The sequence below is a fragment of the Mycobacterium sp. NGS59 genome (assembly GCF_059812345.1).
The window spans coordinates 155,788-173,197 of the sequence record NZ_JCALCN010000010.1; the positions used below are offsets into that span (position 1 = coordinate 155,788).

The following is a 17,410-nucleotide window of genomic DNA, read 5'->3' on the forward strand; positions in this document are numbered from 1 at the left end:
GGAGGTGGCCCGGCCAAGGCATGAATACCGAGTTCACGGTTACCCAGAAACGTGCGCTGGCGATCATCACCCTCGTCGCAGTGCTGTTCGGCGCCTACTTTTTGCGCAACTATTTCGTCCTGATCGTGGTGGCCGCCGTCGGCGCGTATCTGTTCACCCCGCTGTACAAATGGTTCAACAAACGGCTGAATACCGGACTGTCGGCCACCTGCACCTTGCTGTCCGCGCTGGGCATCGTGATCGTGCCGGTCGCGCTGCTGGTGACACTGGCCATCGTCCAGATCGCCCGGATGGTCGACTCGGTCGCCGGGTGGATGAAGACCACCGACCTGAACACGTTGGGCGACAAGACCCTGCATCTGGTCAACGAACTGCTGAGCCGGGTGCCGTTCGTACACGTCACGGTCACCGCGGAGAACCTGCGCGAGACGGTGGTCTCGGCCGCGCAGAACGCGGGCCACTGGCTACTGGGGATCCTGCAGAACGCGGCCGGCAGCCTGGCCGGCATCATCACGTCGGCGATCATCTTCCTGTACGTGTTCGTCGCACTGCTGGTCCACCGCGAAAAGATGCGAACCCTGATCGGTCAGCTCAACCCGCTCGGCGACGAAGTCACCGACCTGTACCTGCAGAAGATGGGCTCGATGGTGCGCGGCACCGTCAACGGACAGTTCGTGATCGCGTTCTGCCAGGGCGTCGCCGGCGCCGCATCCATCTACCTGGCGGGATTCCACCACGGCTTCTTCATCTTCGCGATCGTGCTGACCGCGTTGTCGATCATCCCGCTGGGCGGCGGGATCGTGACCATTCCGTTCGGCGTCGGTATGTGCTTCTTCGGCAACATCGGCGGCGGACTGTTCGTGATCCTGTTCCACCTGATCGTGGTCACCAACATCGACAATTTCCTGCGGCCGGTCCTGGTGCCGCGCGACGCCCGGCTCAACTCGGCGCTGATGCTGCTGTCGGTGTTCGCCGGCATCTCGATGTTCGGCCCGTGGGGCATCATCATCGGTCCGGTGCTGATGATCATCATCGTCACCACGATCGACGTCTACCTGGCGGTCTACAAGGGCGTGGACCTGCCGGCACTGCAGGCCGCTGACGATAAGCCGGTGCGGCGCAAGTGGTTTGGCCGCCGCAAGGACGAAGCGCAGACCGCGGTCCCGGATTGATGGCCCGCGAACCGATTCCGACCTGGAACTTCTCCCTGGTGCTGGTCCGACTGGGCCGGCGGTTTCTGCTGGTGCGCGAGCGCAAACACGGTCAGCTGTGGTACCTCCCGGCCGGCCGCGTCGAACCGGGAGAGACGTTCGCCATTGCGGCGCACCGGGAGACGCGGGAGGAGGCCGGGATCGACATCGTCCTGGACGGGGTGTTGCGTATTCAGCACACACCGCTGCCCGGCAACGCGCGGATGCGCGTCATCTTCGTGGCCCACCCGGCCGACGACCGTCCGCCGAAGTCGGTGCCGGATGAGGAGTCACTGGGCGCCGCGTGGTTCACGCTCGACGAGATGGTCCAGCTGCCGCTGCGGTCGGTGGAAGTCGCCGACCTCGCGCGGGAAGTTCTGGAGGGTGCTTTGATTCATCCGATGTCGATATTTCGCTAGGTGAGCCGCCGGGTGAGGAACTCGACCACCCGCTTGCGCGCTTCGTAGGCCGGCTGACCGTCGACCTCGCGGACCTCGTCGGTGAGCACCGAGTGCGCCATCCGGCTGAAACCGTGCGCGTTGCCCGGACTCGAGTCGATCTCGATCACCTCGAACGCGTCGCCCAGACGTTGCTTGAGGGTCTGGAACCGTTCCCGCGGCACCGCGATGTCCTCGCTGAACCTCAACCCCATCGCGCACAGGCCCTCGTCGGCGCAGCGACCGGCGACGATGCTCAGCTCGGCTTCACTCAGACCGGGGTCGCGGCGCTGCTTGGGGGTCAACGGAAACGGCACGGAAGGTTGGCTGAGTACCGGGGCCAGCACCCTGTCGTCGACGGCGACGGCCAAGGCGAAGCCGCCGGTGAAGCACTGGCCGATCACGCCTACCCCGCTGCCCGGTGTCGAGCCGTTGAGATCGCGGGCCAGCGCGCGCAGGAACAGCGACACCGGCCGCTGCTTGTCGGTGGCGAAGCCGGCGAATTCCTTTGCCACACAAGCCCTGCCGATCGTGGCGGCGATGTATCCAGGTGACTGGGCCCGTCCCGGCTCGCCGAACAGCGACGGAATGGCCACCGTGAAACCGTTGTCCACCAGGTGATTACCCAGCCCCAGTACGCCCGGGTGGATGCCGGGTATCTCCGGGATCAACAGCACGCCGGGACCCGAACCTTTGCGGTACACGTCGTGGGTATAGCCGGCACCGGTGAACGGCTGCACCGACCACCCGGAGAGGTCTGCTTCAGGTGAGCTCACGTCGGCGCCTTTCTATCGTGCCGGCAGGGGTTGCACGGATTGCACCGCGGCCGCCAGGGTACGGAACTCCTCGGGGCTGCCGGCACCTGTGATCGCGACCTGGGTGGGGCCGGCCGGGCTGCCCAGGCGGGTGGTCCACACCGGCTCGACCGCACCTTTCTGATCGGCGCCCCGGTAGACGACCCAGCTGGTCCCGGTGACGTCGACGGTTCCGGTCGGGTACATGTCGGGATGTATGGAACCCACCAGCTTGTCTTCGTCGGCGTTGCTCTGGGTCAGGCTCAGATACATCCCCGTCGGGCTGAGGTAACCCACGGTCGAGGTCGCCGCGTGTAGCCGCTGACCTTGGTCGGTGCGGCCGCCCTCGATTCCGCCGCGGCTTCCGGAATTGGGTTTCCAGCCCGCCGGCAGTTGCGGCATGCGAATCGGGAATCCCAGCGTCGCAGCGTCGGCCCGCAATGCCGTCGCCGCGTCGTAGGACGGGACCGTGCCCCGGTTCGTACCGCCCGGCGCGATCGAACACATCCCGACCATTCCCGCCAGCAGAATGCAACCCAGCACCAGTGGCGCCAGCGACCAGAACATGTCGCGGCCGTCCTGCAGCACTCGCGGCTTGGCCGGTTTGGGGGTCGGCTGCGGCTCGGCGGTCACTCCCCGAGTATCCCAGCTCCAGTCGGGTGTTCCGCTTCTGGGACAATCGCAGCTATGACTGCACAGGGATCCGGCGCGTCGCCGACCTCCGTTGCGAGCCCGTCGCGACCTTTCCGCGGCGAAGCCCCGGACCGCAACCTGGCCATGGAACTGGTCCGGGTCACCGAAGCCGGCGCGATGGCCGCGGGCCGGTGGGTCGGGCGCGGCGACAAAGAGGGCGGCGACGGCGCGGCGGTGGATGCGATCCGCCAGCTGGTCAACTCGGTGTCGATGCGCGGCGTGGTGGTGATCGGCGAGGGCGAGAAGGACGAAGCGCCGATGCTCTACAACGGCGAGCACGTCGGCAACGGCGACGGGCCGGAGTGCGACTTCGCCGTCGACCCGATCGACGGCACCACACTGATGAGCAAGGGCATGCCGAACGCCATCTCGGTGCTGGCGGTGGCCGACCGTCACGCGATGTTCGATCCGTCGGCGGTGTTCTACATGAACAAGATCGCCGTCGGCCCCGAGGCGGCGCACGTGCTGGACATCACCGCACCGATCGGCGAGAACGTCCGGGCGGTCGCCAAGGTCAAGGCGCTGTCGGTGGCCGACATGACCGTGTGCATCCTGGACCGGCCACGGCACGCGCAGTTGATCGCCGACGTCCGCGACACCGGCGCGCGCATCCGGCTGATCACCGACGGTGACGTCGCGGGTGCGATCTCCGCGTGTCGTCCCGGCTCGGGCACTGACATGCTGGCCGGCATCGGCGGCACCCCGGAAGGCATCATCACCGCGGCCGCGATCCGCTGCATGGGCGGGGCCATCCAGGCGCAATTGGCGCCCAAGGACGATGCCGAGCGTCGCAAGGCGCTGGACGCCGGCCACGATGTCGACCGGGTGCTGACCACCACCGACCTGGTGTCCGGTGAGAACGTCTTCTTCTGCGCGACCGGGGTCACCGACGGCGATCTGCTCAAGGGTGTGCGCTACTACCCCGGAGGCTGCACCACCCAGTCGATCGTGATGCGTTCCAAGTCGGGCACCGTGCGGATGATCGAGGCCTACCACCGGCTGTCCAAGCTCAACGAATATTCGGCGATCGACTTCACCGGCGACACCAGCGCCGCTTATCCCCTGCCCTGACCACCCTTCAGTGAGGATCTGAATTTCATGGCCGAAGACGGCGAATACCGCATCGAGCGCGACACCATGGGTGAAGTCCGGGTGCCGGCAAAGGCGTTGTGGCGCGCGCAGACTCAGCGCGCAGTGGAGAACTTCCCGATCTCCGGACGCGGCCTCGAGCGCACCCAGATCCGGGCGCTGGGCCTGCTCAAGGGCGCGTGCGCGCAGGTCAACAAGGACCTCGGGTTGCTGGCGCCGGAGAAGGCCGAGGCGATCGTCGCCGCCGCCAACGAGATCGCCGACGGCAAGCACGACGACCAGTTCCCCATCGATGTGTTCCAGACCGGGTCGGGAACCAGCTCCAACATGAACACCAACGAGGTGATCGCCAGCATCGCGGCCGCGAACGGGGTGAAGGTGCACCCCAACGACGACGTCAACATGTCGCAGTCGTCCAACGACACTTTCCCGACCGCCACCCACATCGCCGCCACCGAGGCCGCCGTCAGCCATCTCATCCCGGCGCTGCAGGTGCTGCAGGATGCGCTGTCGGACAAGGCTTTGCAGTGGCAGACGGTGGTGAAGTCGGGTCGCACGCACCTGATGGACGCCGTCCCGGTGACGCTGGGCCAGGAGTTCAGCGGCTACGCCCGCCAGATCGAAGCCGGCATCGAGCGGGTGCGCGCGTGTCTGCCGCGGCTGGGTGAACTGGCCATCGGCGGCACCGCGGTCGGCACCGGACTCAACGCCCCCGATGGCTTCGGCGTCAAGGTGGTCGCGGTGCTGGTGGACAAGACCGGTTTGTCCGAGTTGCGGACGGCGACAAACTCTTTCGAGGCGCAGGCGGCACGGGACGGGTTGGTCGAGGCGTCCGGTGCGCTGCGCACCATCGCGGTGTCGCTGACCAAGATCGCCAACGACATCCGGTGGATGGGGTCGGGTCCGCTGACCGGTCTGGCCGAGATTCAACTGCCCGATCTGCAGCCGGGCAGCTCGATCATGCCGGGCAAGGTGAATCCTGTTCTGCCCGAAGCGGTTACGCAGGTCGCCGCGCAGGTGATCGGCAACGACGCGGCGGTGGCGGTCGGCGGCTTGTCAGGCGCGTTCGAACTCAACGTCTACATCCCGATGATGGCCCGCAACATCCTCGAGTCGTTCAAGCTGTTGACCAACGTGTCCAGGTTGTTCGCCGAGCGCTGCATCGTCGGACTCGTCGCCAACGAAGACAGGTTGCGCGAGTTGGCCGAGTCCTCGCCGTCGATCGTGACGCCGCTGAACTCCGCGATCGGCTACGAGGAGGCCGCCGCGGTGGCCAAGCAGGCGCTCAAGGAGCGCAAGACCATCCGCCAGACCGTCATCGATCGCGGCCTGATCGGCGACAAACTGTCCGAAGAGGAACTTGACCGTCGGCTGGACGTGCTGGCGATGGCCAAGGTCGAGCCCACCGACTGAACGAGCGTTATCCCGGTGTCACTGAGATGATCACGGTGACGCGAGTGCGCGGCGGCCCGCAGGACCCGGACGACGAGAATGAGAGTGGTTGAGCGATGACTGTGCCTCCCGGCGGTCCCTACGGCCAGGACCCGTACGCGGCCAATCCCTATGGGCAGCAACCCTCTTGGGGCGGCCCGCCACCGGGTCAGCCGCCACCGCAGCAGGGCGATCCCTACGCCTACCAGCCGCCGGGTCAGTACGGCGCGGATCCGTACGGCGCCCAGGGCTACCCACCGCAGCAGTACGCCCAGCCCGGCTGGCAAGGCGGGCCCTATCCGCCGGGACCCCCGCCGGGGAACTCGAAGCTGCCCTGGTTGATCGTGGCCGGCATCGCCGTCGTCGGCGTGATCATCCTGGTGGTCATCCTGGCGATGACGCTCAACAGCGGAAACGATTCTTCGTCGGCCAACTCGTCGACCACCACCGAAGAGGCCTCCGGTCCGGGCAGTGGCCAACAGACCGCAACCGACTGCACCCCGAACGTGTCCGGCGGCGCCAAGCCCACCGGTGAGACGGTGAGCGCCGGGAAGCTGTCGTTCCCGGCCAGCGCGGCACCGGGTTGGGCGCCGTACATCGACGACCAGAATCCGAACCTGATCGAGGCGGTGGGCCTCGGTCAGGAAGTGGCCGGCGGCAGCCAATGGATGATGCAGGTCGAGGTCGCGGTGACGAACTTCGTGTCCAGCATGGACGTCGGCGCGCAGGCGTCGAAGTTGCTGGACTGCATCGCCAACGGCCCCGGCTACAACCAGGTTTCGCCGACGCTCGGGAGCAAGAAGACGTCGTCGACGACGGTCGGCGGGGTCAAGGCAGCACGGGTACAGGCCGACATCACCATTGCGGACACCACGCGCGGGGTGAAGGGTGACACGGTCACCATCATCGCCGTCGACACCAAACCGGTGACCATCTTCCTCGGCGCGGTGCCGATCGGTGATACGGCTTCGCAGGCGACCGTCAACAGTGTCATCGGCGCGCTGAAGGTTTCGAAGAAGTAGCTCCTCCTCGGCCGAGAGCGCGCGAGCTAGACGGGCGCCGAGACGTGCGTGGGTTCGGAGCGACCGCGCAGCACGGTGGAATAACACTCGGCCCAACGGTCGCGTTCGGCGGTGCCGGCGCGTTCGGTCGCGGCCCCCGAGCACAGGATGCGCCGCTCGGAGGTCTTGGCCAGGTCGGCCAAGCGTGCGGCTTCGTTGACGGCGTCACCGATCACGGTGTACTCATACCGGTTTTCCGCACCGATGTTGCCGGCGAACACCCGGCCCGCCGAAACCCCGATGCCGAAGTCCACCAACGGAAGTCGTCGTAGCCTGCTGCCCAGTGCCCGCGCCGTCGCCAGCGCGTCTGACGCCGGCTCGTCGGTGCGCAGCGGAGCACCGAAGATGACCAGCGCGGCGTCGCCCTCGAATTTGTTGATCAGGCCCCGATGTTCGTCCACGGTGTCGACGACGATGCGGAAGAAGTCGTTGAGAACCTCGGCAACCTCTTGCGGCGGACGGCTTTCGGCGAGTCGCGTGGACCCGACCAGGTCGATGTAGAGCACTGCGGCCTCCACCACGTCGCCCGACAGCGACGTACCTTCTTCCAGAGCACGACGGGCCACGTCGGTTCCGACATGGCGTCCGAACAGGTCACGGATTCGATCGCGTTCCTCGAGTCCGGTGACCATCCGGTTGAAGCCGCTTTGCAGGCGCCCGATCTGGGAACGTTCGTACACCCCGACGTAGGTGCCCATGTGGCCGTGCTCGATCTCACCCATCGCGTCGGCGATCTCCCCGAGCGGATCGGAGATCGAGCGGGACGTCAGGATCATCGTCGGCAATCCCAGGATCAGCGCGGCCATCGACACCACCAGTACGGGTACGTCGAGCGCCCGGGATTCGTCGCTGAGCCAACCGGCGGAGCGCAAGGCGACAAACGCCGCGATGACGCCGATCGGCAACGCGCTGACCAGAAACCACAGCAGCACCAGCCGGGCGAACACCCCTGGAACGGCCAGCCGTGGCTCACTTCCCCGGGTGGCCACGGCCATGATCGGCCGTAGGGTGCGCTGGGCCAGCAGCAGGCCGGTTCCTGCGGCGGCGGCGGCGCCGATGACCACTCCGAACGCGATGGGCGCGACCAGCGCAGCTCCGCGGTGCGCGTTCACCAGGATCAGGATCGCGCCGCATGCGGCGTAGGCCGATGCCATCAGGATCGATTGCCGCCCGGCGATTTTCATGGCGGCATCCCGCTGCTCGGGAGTCGGTTCGTGGCCGGCGGCATACCACCGCAAGGTCGGGGCGATGATCACGGTACCGACAGCCGCGACGCCGATGGTGGCCGACGCGACCAGGCCCAGCACCAAAGCGGTGTTGCGTTCGGCGAAGTCGGTGCTGGCGATACCCGGCGTGTGGCCGCGCAACGGGATCATGATCGCGGCCGCGTCGGCGACGGCCAGCAGGTAGGCCAGCGCCAGATCGGTTGCGTACTGGAGCGAGAGCCGCAGCGCGGGTTTGGGTTCCCGCTTGCGCTCAAGCACCGTTGTTCGGTCCGCCCGAGTTCTGCCCGGGGATGTCGGTGATCGGCAGATTCGGCATCGGCTGGGGCGACGGAGTGTTGGGCAACGCAGGTATCTGGACAGCCGGGATTTCGCGCAGGTCGTTTGCGGGCGGGCCGTTCTCCCGGCTGCCGTAGCTGCTGCCCGGCGCCCGCGACCCCAGCAGATCGCTGACCGTCACCAGGTGGTAGCCATTGGCTTTGAGCAGCGGGATGAACTGGTACACCAGATCCACGGTGCTCGAGTAGGTGTCGTGGAACAACACCACCGAGCCCGGCTTGATCTGGGTCATCAGCACCTGACGGGTGGCTGCGGTGTTGGAGTCGTTGGCCCAGTCGAACGGGATGACGTCCCACAGGATCTCGGCCATGCCGAACTTGGCGGCGGTCTGGCGCACGGTCTGATTGGACAGTCCGCCGGCCGGCCGGTACAGGGTGGGTCGACGGCCGGTCGCCGCGGCGATCGCGTCGTTGGCCCGGGAGAACTGACTGGCGATGTCCTCGGGCGGGATCGTCGTCATGTTGGGGTGTTCCCAGGTGTGGCTGCCGATTTCCATGCCCGCCTCGGCGATCCGCTTGGCGCCGCCCGGGTTGGCCGCGACCTTGTTACCGATCAGGAAGAAGGTGGCCCGTGCGTCGTCGTTGTTCAGAATCTGCAGCAACCGGTCGGTGTACGGGCTGGGCCCGTCGTCGAAGGTCAGCGCGATGCATTTGACCACCGAACAGTTCAGGTTGTCGGCCCGGGTGACGTGGCCGGTGAGACCGCCGACCACCAGGACCGCCACCGCCACGAGGACGCCGAAGACCATGCGCCCGTAGCGCCAGGCCTGGTTGTCGGGTGGTTTCGGCACGCAGGAAGTTTACCCGCGGGCAGACTCAGTGCGGCCCGGTGATCTCCTCGAGCATCTCGGTGACCAGCGCCGCGATCGGGGAGCGTTCGCTGCGCAGCAGCGTGATGTGGGCGAACAGCGGGTGCCCTTTGAGCTTTTCGATCACCGCCGCGACGCCGTCGTGGCGGCCCACCCGCAGGTTGTCGCGCTGGGCGATGTCGTGGGTCAGCACCACCCGGGAACCGGTGCCCAACCGGGACAGCACGGTGAGCAGCACGTTGCGTTCCAGCGACTGCGCTTCGTCGACGATGACGAACGAGTCGTGCAGCGAGCGGCCCCGGATGTGGGTCAGCGGGAGTACCTCCAGCATCCCCCGGGATAACACCTCCTCCAGCACGGCCGGGCTGGCCAGGCCCTCGAGGGTGTCGAACACCGCTTGGGCCCACGGGCCCATCTTGTCGCTCTCGCTGCCGGGCAGATAGCCCAGCTCCTGGCCGCCCACCGCGTACAGCGGACGGAAGACGACGACCTTGCGCTGGGTGCGTCGTTCCAGCACGGCCTCCAGTCCGGCGCACAACGCCAGCGCCGACTTTCCGGTTCCGGCCTTGCCGCCCAGGGACACGATGCCGACCGACTCGTCGAGCAGCAGGTCGAGTGCGACCCGCTGCTCGGCGGAGCGGCCGCGCAGCCCGAAGACCTCGCGGTCGCCGCGGACCAGCTGCACGCGTTTGGCGGGAGTGACCCGGCCCAGCGCGTGCGAGCTCCCGCCGAGCAGCCGAATCCCGGTGTGGCACGGCAGATCCCGGGCTTCGGCCAGGTCGATCTCACCGTCGGCGAACAACGCGTCGATGTCCTCGGCGGCCGTCTCGATCTCACGCATTCCCGACCAGCCGGACACGACGACGTCCTGTGCGTGGTATTCGTCGGCCGGCAAGCCCACCGCGGCCGCCTTCACCCGCAGCGGAATGTCCTTGCTCACCAACGTGACTCGTCTGCCCTCGGCGGCGAGGTTGGCGGCGCAGCTCAGGATCCGGGAGTCGTTGCTGTCGGTCCGGAAGCCCGCGGGCAGCACCGACGGGTCGGTGTGGTTGAGCTCGACGTGCAGCGAACCGCCTTCTGTACCAACAGGAATGGGCTGATCGAGCCGTCCGTGTTCCAACCGGAGATCGTCGAACAACCGCAACGCCTGGCGCGCGAACCAACCCAGCTCGTGGTGATGGCGCTTGGCTTCCAGTTCGCTGATCACTACCAGCGGCACCACCACTTCATGCTCGGCGAACCGGCTGCATGCCCACGGGTCGGACAGCAGTACGGAGGTGTCGAGCACGTACGTCCGGGTTTCGGTCACGGGGCGCTCCTCGAGCGGAAGACGCCCGGGCGGACCCACTCGAGCGTGTCGGCGGGGGCCGCGGCACCAGGACCGGGGCCGGTCCTGCCTTTCCAACGACCGGTGCAATGACCGGTGCAGAAACCGGGAGTGCCGCCCTGGCAGCAGAGCAGATCGCTGGCCATCGAAGGCGACGCTACTCCGGTGGCTGTACCCCCGCAGCGCAGGCGCGCCGGAATTCGATTCAGTCCGTGACGAATTGCTTGAGCGCCGGCTCGTCGGCCAGCCCCCAGGCGGTGATGCGCTCGGAGATCACCTGCTGTAGCTGCGCCTCGTCATAGATGCCGGCGTCCGCCACGTTCTTCAGCTTGTCCTGATAGGTGTCGATGTCGGCGCCGGGCACCTGCAAGTCGGCCGCGCGCGCGGCGATCGCCGCGATCGTCTCGTCGTGGGTGTAGTCCAGCAGGTGGGTGACCAGGTTGGCGAAGAACTCTTCGTGCCGCGCCTCGTCGCGGGCGATGCGGTCGATCAACCCGGCCAGGATGGGCTCCTCGATGCGCGCGGCGAGATTACGGCAGAAGGTGGCGTGGGAGCGTTCGCTGAACGCCATGTAGACCAGGGTCTCGACCTGGGAGTACGTGTCGGCGCGGTAGCCCTTCATCACGTACTGGACGCGCGCCTCCTCGTTGGCGGTCGGGTCGACTTCGCGGGTGACCACCAGGTACTGACGCAGCGCGATGGCGTGCAGATGCTCCTCGGCCGTCCAGCGGCCCAGCCACCGACCCCAGTAGTCCTCGAGGATGAAGTGCTCGATGAGCTCGCGGTGGTGGCCGGCCAGGTTGTCCTTGAGCAGCAGCAGGATTTCGCAGGCGTCGGTGATGGGGCGGGGCAACGTCGCCTGGGAGGGGTCCCAGTCCCGCCCGCCGAGGAACGCGTAGTTCTCGCCGCGGTCGAAGGGTACGTAGTCGTGGGCGTACCACAGCTCCTCGGTGCTGAGGTGGTGAGCGTGCAGCGCTTCCACGACGGGCTCGAGTTCCAGAGTCAGCGCGTTAGCGACAGGTTTCTGTGCCATGCGGTTACTGTAACTCGCATACACAGATGCTTTCAAATCCCCGCGCGCGCGTGTCGCGTGCCCTGGCGAGCAGACGCAAAAGCCCCTTGTTTCGGCACGAAACAGGGGCTTTTGCGTCTGCTCGGCGAACCTAGGCGAGGTTCCAGCCTTCGAGGCCGTCGTACAACGGGAATTCCCTGGCCAGGCGGGTCACTCGCTCCCGCAGGCCGGTCGTATCGGCCGACGTGCCGGCGGCCAGCGCGGTGGCGATGACGTCGGCAACCTCGGTGAACTCGGCGTCACCGAAGCCTCGGGTCGCCAGCGCGGGCGTCCCGATCCGCAGACCCGAGGTCACCATCGGCGGTCGCGGGTCGTTGGGGACGGCGTTGCGGTTGACGGTGATGCCGACCTCGTGCAGCAGGTCCTCGGCAGCCTGCCCGTCCAGCGGGGAGTTGCGCAGGTCGACCAGCACCAGATGAACGTCGGTGCCGCCGCTGACCACCGACACGCCGGCTTTGGCGACGTCGTCGGCGAGCAGTCGCTCGGCCAGGATCCTCGCGCCGGACAGTGTGCGTTGCTGGCGCTCGGCGAATTCCGGGGTTCCGGCGATCTTCAGCGCGACCGCTTTGCCCGCGATGATGTGCATCAGCGGCCCGCCCTGCTGGCCGGGGAACACCGCGGAGTTTATGGCCTTGGCGTACTCCTGCTTGCCGACGATCATGCCGGAGCGACCGCCGCCCAAGGTCTTGTGAATGGTGGTGGACACCACGTCGGCGTGTGGCACCGGCGAGGGGTGCAGTCCCGCGGCGACCAGGCCGGCGAAGTGCGCCATGTCGACCCACAACTTGGCGTCGACCTCGTCGGCGATGGAACGGAACGCCGCGAAGTCCAGGATCCGCGGGTAGGCCGACCAGCCGGCGATGATCACCTTCGGCCGGAACTCGAGCGCCTGAGCGCGCACCACGTCCATGTCGACCCGGTGCGTGGTCGGGTCTACTCCGTAGAAGGCGTTCTCGTACAACTTGCCGGAGAAGTTCAGCCGCATTCCGTGAGTCAGGTGACCGCCGTTGGCCAGATCCAGGCCCAGCAGCCGTTCCCCCGGGGACATCAGCGCATGCAGCACAGCGGCGTTGGCCTGGGCACCGGAATGCGGCTGCACGTTGGCGAAGTCGGCGCCGAACAGTGCCTTGGCGCGGTCGCGGGCGATGTTCTCCACCACGTCGACGTGCTCGCAACCACCGTAGTAACGGCGCCCGGGCAGACCCTCGGCGTACTTGTTGGTCAGCACGCTGCCCTGGGCCTGGAGCACCGAACGCGGCACGAAGTTCTCCGAGGCGATCATCTCGAGGGTGTCGCGTTGACGCGCGAGTTCCTTGCCCAGCAGCTCGGCGATGTCGGGGTCGACCTCGGCGAGCGGAGCGGACATAACTGAAGAGGAAATGCGGGCGTCAGGTGCGGCAGTCACGGCCGTCAGTCTATCCAGCGTGCGGTTTCATCATTCAGTCCGCTTTGACCGGCCCACCCGTACGGCTCGTTGACGTTCCTGCAAAAATGGCCCAATGCCGCGGCCGAGCGAGCCGAGCCCGTATGTCGAGTTCGACCGACGGCAATGGCGTGCGCTTCGGATGGCGACACCGCTGGCTTTGACCGAAGAGGAACTGGTCGGTCTGCGTGGCCTCGGCGAGCAGATCGACCTGTTGGAGGTCGAAGAGGTCTACCTGCCGCTGGCCCGGCTCATTCACCTACAGGTCGCCGCCCGGCAGCGACTGTTCGCCGCCACCGCGGAGTTCCTCGGAGAGCAGCAACAGAGCCCGAACCGCCCGGTTCCGTTCATCATCGGGGTGGCCGGCAGTGTGGCCGTCGGCAAGTCGACCACCGCGCGTGTGCTGCAGGCGCTGCTGGCCCGCTGGGATCACCACCCTCGCGTGGACCTGGTCACCACCGACGGATTCCTCTACCCCAACGCCGAGCTCAATCGGCGAAACCTGATGCACCGCAAAGGATTTCCGGAAAGCTACAACCGCCGGGCGCTGATGCGGTTCGTCACCTTGATCAAGTCCGGTTCGGATTACGCGTGCGCGCCGGTGTATTCGCACCTGCACTACGACATCATTCCCGGCGCCAAACAAGTGGTGCGTTACCCCGACATCTTGATTCTCGAGGGACTCAACGTATTACAGACCGGTCCCACGCTGATGGTGTCGGATCTGTTCGACTTCTCGCTGTACGTCGACGCCCGGATCGAAGACATCGAGCAGTGGTATGTGTCGCGGTTCCTGGCCATGCGTAGCACCGCTTTCGCCAACCCGGAGTCACACTTCCACCACTACTCGGCGCTGTCCGATCCGCAGGCCGTGGTCGCCGCCAAGGAGATCTGGCGCTCGATCAACCGGCCCAACCTGGTGGAGAACATCCTGCCGACCCGCCCGCGCGCCACCCTGGTGCTGCGCAAGGACGCCGACCACTCGATCAACCGGCTGCGGCTGCGCAAGCTGTGACCGCGAGCAGACGCAAAAGCACCCGTTTCGGCACGAAATCGGGTGCTTTTGCGTCTGCTCGCCAAAAGGCCGGAGCGGGGCCACACACCGCAACGCTCGGGCGGTGGCGACCCCGCTCGGCGGGGAGGGGAGCTACGCCAGACGGCGCAGTCCCAGGTATTGCACGCCGGCGAACGCCAAGGTGTAGACGCCGCTGGCCAGGGTCGCGGCGACGCCGATCGCCGTCATCGGCACCAACTCCGCGAAGATCACCGCGGCCACGGTGTACACCAGGTTCGCCGCGATGACCGCGATCCCCACCCGACGCAGGTCCGGTAAGGCGGCCAGGCCGAACACCGTCAGGCCGTAGAGCACGAAGAACGCAGCCATGCTGAATTCCTGGGTCGACGTCAGGCCGGTCAGGCTCGATACCTCGTCGGAGGCAGCGGCGACGACCAGTCCCATCAGACCGGTCAGCGTGGCGTCGGCGCGCATCGCGAAACGCAGCAGCGAGTCACTCGAGTCGGACAGTGGGCGGTTGGTCACTCCGGATGTGGCGGTCATGTTTGGGCTCCTGGGACGTTGTGCAGCGGGACACCTCTGACGGTCCCGGTTATGCACTGCCAGATCCATGCGTGGCGCTGCCAAGTACTGCCACGCACCGCGCCGACCAGGGATTTCGAGGCGTTCCGGAGTTACACCGCTTGCGCCTCGAGCACACTGAACGGCGAGGCGGTCGGGACCACCCGCTTCAATCGGAAGCCGGCCAGGTCGAATACGCGCTCGAACTCTTCGGCGCTGCGCTCCCGCGCATCGAGTGCGAGCAGCATTTCCAGGTCTAGCCAGTTACCGGCGAATTCCCGGTGGTGTTCGGGGACGACGAATTCGACCAGCAGCAGGTGACTGCCGGTCTCCGCTGCATCGCGCACGTTGCGAAGGATTCGCACCGCGTCGTCGTCGGGCCAGTCGTGGATCACGCTCTTCATTACGTAGGCATCACCACCGGCCGGGACGGACTCGAAAAACGACCCCTCGACGACCTCGATACGGTCACCTACCCCGAGCTCGGCCACCACCGCCCCGGCGCCGGCCACCACCTGGGGCTGGTCGAACAACACCCCGCGCGCCGACGGCGTGGCAAGCAGAATCTCGGCCAGCAGCCGACCATGACCGCCCCCGACGTCGATGATGGTGCCGTAGCTGCTGAAGTCGTAGGCGGCGATCACCGGTCCGATGGACATCGCCGACCCGCTGGTCATGGCCGCGTTGAAGATCTCGCCGAGTTCCGGCTCCGACGCCAGGTACTCGAACGCGGTTTTGCCGCGCAGCACGGAGATCACCGACCGCCCGGTACGAATCGCATCGGCGAGGTGGCTCCAATGTTCGCGGTGCTGCCGCGACCCCAACCATCGAGCCCACCCCGCGACCGGCACGTCCGCATCCCGCCGCAGCGTCTCAGCCAGCGGAGTGAGGTCATAACGGCCGTCGCGCAGCTGCCGGAATATGCCCCGGCTGATCAGCGCACGCAGCAGTCGACTGAGCGCGTCGGCGTCGGCATCCACAGCGGACGCCAAGTCCTGGGCGGACAACGGGCCGCTCACCAGCGCGTCGGCGATGCCGAGTTCGGCGGCTGCGACGATGGCCTGGGCCGCCCACATGTTGGTGACCATTTCCATCATCGCGACCGGCGGCGGCACCAGGCGCCGGTGCAACTGAGCGAGGTAATGCCGCGTGGTGTCAATCGCCTTGACGACCTTGACCGGGGGAAGTTTGGCTGGCATGGGTGTCTCCGCAGTGTGGTTGTGGCAGGAGCCAATCGGCTAGTCGGCGGAAACAGTAACCCGTCCGCGCAGGTCTGCCGCGATCAGGCGGGCCGCCGCGTTCTGCCAGTTGTGCAGCGAGCGTTGCGGAACCTCGGTGACCAGCCACTGCCACGCTTGCCGCGCGGTCGGGTCCAAACCGGCGGCGGTGGCATTCTGCGCGTAGGCCCGCACGCCGACGACGTACGGGAAGTACAGCGAGTTGTAGTAACGCCACTGCTCGCTGGTGCCGAAGTCTCCCCCGTCGCGCGGCTTAAGCCGGCCAATGCCGTCGGCGAGCACCGCTTTGAGCTCGTTGGCCCGCTCCACCGGGTGGTCGGGTGCGCCGCGGGCGGCCAGCCGTTCGTCGATGACGGTCAGCGCGGTCAGCGGGCTGGCGACCAGCTTCGTCAGGTCGCCGTAGTGACCCAGCGCCCGACGGGTGAGCCGGATGAACGTGTCGTCGTCGACGTCGTCCAGCGGGTCTTTCGAGCGCAGCGGCAAGGCCGCTTCGGCGTTGCGCAGTGCGGCGCGGTCGGCCCGCAGTTCCGGCGAGCGGGAGAACGCCAGCCGGTCCAACACCCCGGCCAGCGGGTCGGCGAGCACCTGCACGGTGATCGCGATGGCCAGGGTGGTGAACAGCAGTACGGTCAACGCGGTCCGCGCGACGGGATCGTGGCGGGTGACGGTCAGTCCGATCAGCGCCTGGCCACCGAACAGCACCGCGACCGTGGAGCACCCGGCGAACGAACGCAGCATGTCGGCGCGCAGGGCCTGCCCTTCGTCGAACGCGTCCCATACGGCGACCGCGACGCCCAGCAGCAAGACGTCGACACCCGTCGACGCCAGCGCCAGCCAGCTGGGCACGAGATCCAGCGGAATGACCAGGATCGCGTTGGCCAGCGCGAAGAACAGCGTCGCGAGCACCACCACCCCCGTGACGGGCGCGGGCCGAATGGGCCGAAGCACGTTGCCGGCCATCGCACCCAGGGTGGACAGCGAGATCACCGCGGACATCAGCCAGTGGCCGAGCCGCAGCGGGCCGTCGACGCTGCCGGCCAGCGTCGCCGCCAGTAGGGTCAGCACGGCGACGGTGCCGACCAGCAACAGCTCGAGGATGCGGCCCCGGGCCCTGTCAGTCGGACGGGCCAACTCCAACAGCACCGCGAACCAGGCCACGCCGGGCACCGCCACGAGATAAATCTCGACCTGGCTGAGCAAGTGGGCGTGCGCTGCGCTCGTGATCCGCACCGCATCCAGGGCAACCACCAAGGCAAAGCCGCACAACCCGATTGAGGCCAGCACGAGCACCGGCTTGCGCGGGTCGCGGGCCAGCAGATACAGCCCGAGCCACCCGCTCAGCGTGAACACCACCGCCGACAGCGCAGCCACGGATCCAGTCTGTCACGCGACTCTGCACCGCGGGTCGGGTGCTGTTATCCGATCACCCCCTCGGGCGACCAGACGTAAAAGCCCCCATTTTCGTGACGAAATGGGGGCTTTTACGTCTGGTCGGCCAAAGGCTGCTACGTGGTGGTGGTGACGAGGCTCGCCTGGATCGGCGAGATGGCCGCCAGCGCGGCCTGCAGCGCATTCACCTGGCCGTGGAAGAGGCCGGAGACCTGGCTGCCGATGTTGCCGACGCCGGAGATCAGGGCCGAGGTGTTGGCGGCCAGGGTGCTGGTGTTGGCCACACCGGAGATGGCGGTCCCGAGGTTCTGGAAGCCCGA

Annotated in this window: 16 protein-coding genes and 1 pseudogene; 6 read left to right on the top strand and 11 right to left on the bottom strand. The window is 67.2% G+C overall.

Annotated features, from left to right (window positions below):
- The first annotated feature begins 20 nt into the window (after window positions 1–20).
- Window positions 21–1,172 (top strand): AI-2E family transporter, encoded by a 1,152-nt coding sequence (locus AC5Y46_RS13960; RefSeq protein ID WP_499946630.1) that lies wholly within the window; start codon window positions 21–23, stop codon window positions 1,170–1,172.
- Window positions 1,172–1,609 carry an NUDIX domain-containing protein gene (locus tag AC5Y46_RS13965; protein ID WP_499991746.1) on the top strand — a complete coding sequence of 146 codons (438 nt, stop codon included), beginning with the start codon at window positions 1,172–1,174 and terminating at the stop codon, window positions 1,607–1,609. Before AC5Y46_RS13960 ends, AC5Y46_RS13965 begins: the two co-directional genes overlap by 1 nt.
- On the opposite strand, the gene AC5Y46_RS13970 is transcribed toward AC5Y46_RS13965, so the two are convergent.
- Both AC5Y46_RS13970 and AC5Y46_RS13975 read right to left on the bottom strand, forming a co-directional pair.
- A complete protein-coding gene (locus AC5Y46_RS13970) occupies window positions 1,606–2,403 on the bottom strand; it encodes a dienelactone hydrolase family protein (RefSeq protein ID WP_499991747.1) in 798 nt (265 codons plus the stop codon). The two genes, AC5Y46_RS13965 and AC5Y46_RS13970, sit on opposite strands and share 4 nt — an antisense overlap.
- 12 nt (window positions 2,404–2,415) lie before the next feature.
- Window positions 2,416–3,054: a DUF4245 domain-containing protein gene (locus tag AC5Y46_RS13975; protein ID WP_499991749.1), complete on the bottom strand. Its 639-nt coding sequence runs from the start codon at window positions 3,052–3,054 to the stop codon at window positions 2,416–2,418.
- A 54-nt stretch (window positions 3,055–3,108) separates the two neighbouring features.
- Here AC5Y46_RS13975 and glpX point away from each other — a divergent pair, with 54 nt between their 5' ends.
- The 3 genes from glpX (at window position 3,109) to AC5Y46_RS13990 (ending at window position 6,656) form a co-directional block, all read left to right on the top strand.
- Window positions 3,109–4,185: a class II fructose-bisphosphatase gene (glpX, locus tag AC5Y46_RS13980; protein ID WP_499991752.1), complete on the top strand. Its 1,077-nt coding sequence runs from the start codon at window positions 3,109–3,111 to the stop codon at window positions 4,183–4,185.
- 27 nt (window positions 4,186–4,212) lie between these two features.
- On the top strand, window positions 4,213–5,616 hold the full coding sequence (locus AC5Y46_RS13985; RefSeq protein WP_499946625.1) for a class II fumarate hydratase: 1,404 nt from the start codon (window positions 4,213–4,215) through the stop codon (window positions 5,614–5,616).
- A gap of 95 nt (window positions 5,617–5,711) precedes the next feature.
- Complete coding sequence (locus tag AC5Y46_RS13990) at window positions 5,712–6,656, top strand: hypothetical protein (RefSeq protein ID WP_499991754.1); 945 nt, start codon at window positions 5,712–5,714, stop codon at window positions 6,654–6,656.
- 26 nt (window positions 6,657–6,682) lie between these two features.
- Here AC5Y46_RS13990 and AC5Y46_RS13995 read toward each other — a convergent pair whose 3' ends face one another.
- From AC5Y46_RS13995 to glyA, 5 genes are all read right to left on the bottom strand, one after another.
- Window positions 6,683–8,116 (bottom strand): adenylate/guanylate cyclase domain-containing protein, encoded by a 1,434-nt coding sequence (locus AC5Y46_RS13995; RefSeq protein ID WP_499991785.1) that lies wholly within the window; start codon window positions 8,114–8,116, stop codon window positions 6,683–6,685.
- Between the two features lie 55 nt (window positions 8,117–8,171).
- On the bottom strand, window positions 8,172–9,047 hold the full coding sequence (locus AC5Y46_RS14000) for a polysaccharide deacetylase family protein (protein ID WP_499946623.1): 876 nt from the start codon (window positions 9,045–9,047) through the stop codon (window positions 8,172–8,174).
- Window positions 9,048–9,072: 25 nt separating this feature from the next.
- Complete coding sequence (phoH2, locus tag AC5Y46_RS14005; protein ID WP_499946622.1) at window positions 9,073–10,374, bottom strand: RNA 5'-3' helicase PhoH2; 1,302 nt, start codon at window positions 10,372–10,374, stop codon at window positions 9,073–9,075.
- Window positions 10,375–10,597: 223 nt separating this feature from the next.
- Window positions 10,598–11,425 (bottom strand): acyl-ACP desaturase, encoded by an 828-nt coding sequence (locus AC5Y46_RS14010; RefSeq protein WP_499946621.1) that lies wholly within the window; start codon window positions 11,423–11,425, stop codon window positions 10,598–10,600.
- A gap of 130 nt (window positions 11,426–11,555) precedes the next feature.
- Window positions 11,556–12,830 carry a serine hydroxymethyltransferase gene (gene glyA, locus AC5Y46_RS14015; RefSeq protein WP_499946620.1) on the bottom strand — a complete coding sequence of 425 codons (1,275 nt, stop codon included), beginning with the start codon at window positions 12,828–12,830 and terminating at the stop codon, window positions 11,556–11,558.
- 133 nt (window positions 12,831–12,963) lie between these two features.
- Here glyA and coaA point away from each other — a divergent pair, with 133 nt between their 5' ends.
- The gene (gene coaA, locus AC5Y46_RS14020; protein WP_499946619.1) at window positions 12,964–13,902 is read left to right on the top strand and encodes a type I pantothenate kinase; all 939 of its coding nucleotides are present in this window, start codon (window positions 12,964–12,966) and stop codon (window positions 13,900–13,902) included.
- Between the two features lie 132 nt (window positions 13,903–14,034).
- On the opposite strand, the gene AC5Y46_RS14025 is transcribed toward coaA, so the two are convergent.
- From AC5Y46_RS14025 to AC5Y46_RS14040, 4 genes and pseudogenes are all read right to left on the bottom strand, one after another.
- On the bottom strand, window positions 14,035–14,445 hold the full coding sequence (locus AC5Y46_RS14025; protein WP_499946618.1) for a hypothetical protein: 411 nt from the start codon (window positions 14,443–14,445) through the stop codon (window positions 14,035–14,037).
- A gap of 131 nt (window positions 14,446–14,576) precedes the next feature.
- Window positions 14,577–15,662, bottom strand: coding sequence for a methyltransferase (locus AC5Y46_RS14030; protein ID WP_499991765.1), 1,086 nt, complete (start codon window positions 15,660–15,662; stop codon window positions 14,577–14,579).
- A 39-nt stretch (window positions 15,663–15,701) separates the two neighbouring features.
- Window positions 15,702–17,072 carry a hypothetical protein gene (locus AC5Y46_RS14035; protein ID WP_499991768.1) on the bottom strand — a complete coding sequence of 457 codons (1,371 nt, stop codon included), beginning with the start codon at window positions 17,070–17,072 and terminating at the stop codon, window positions 15,702–15,704.
- Between the two features lie 134 nt (window positions 17,073–17,206).
- Window positions 17,207–17,410, bottom strand: a pseudogene (locus tag AC5Y46_RS14040) (hypothetical protein); the annotation flags it as partial.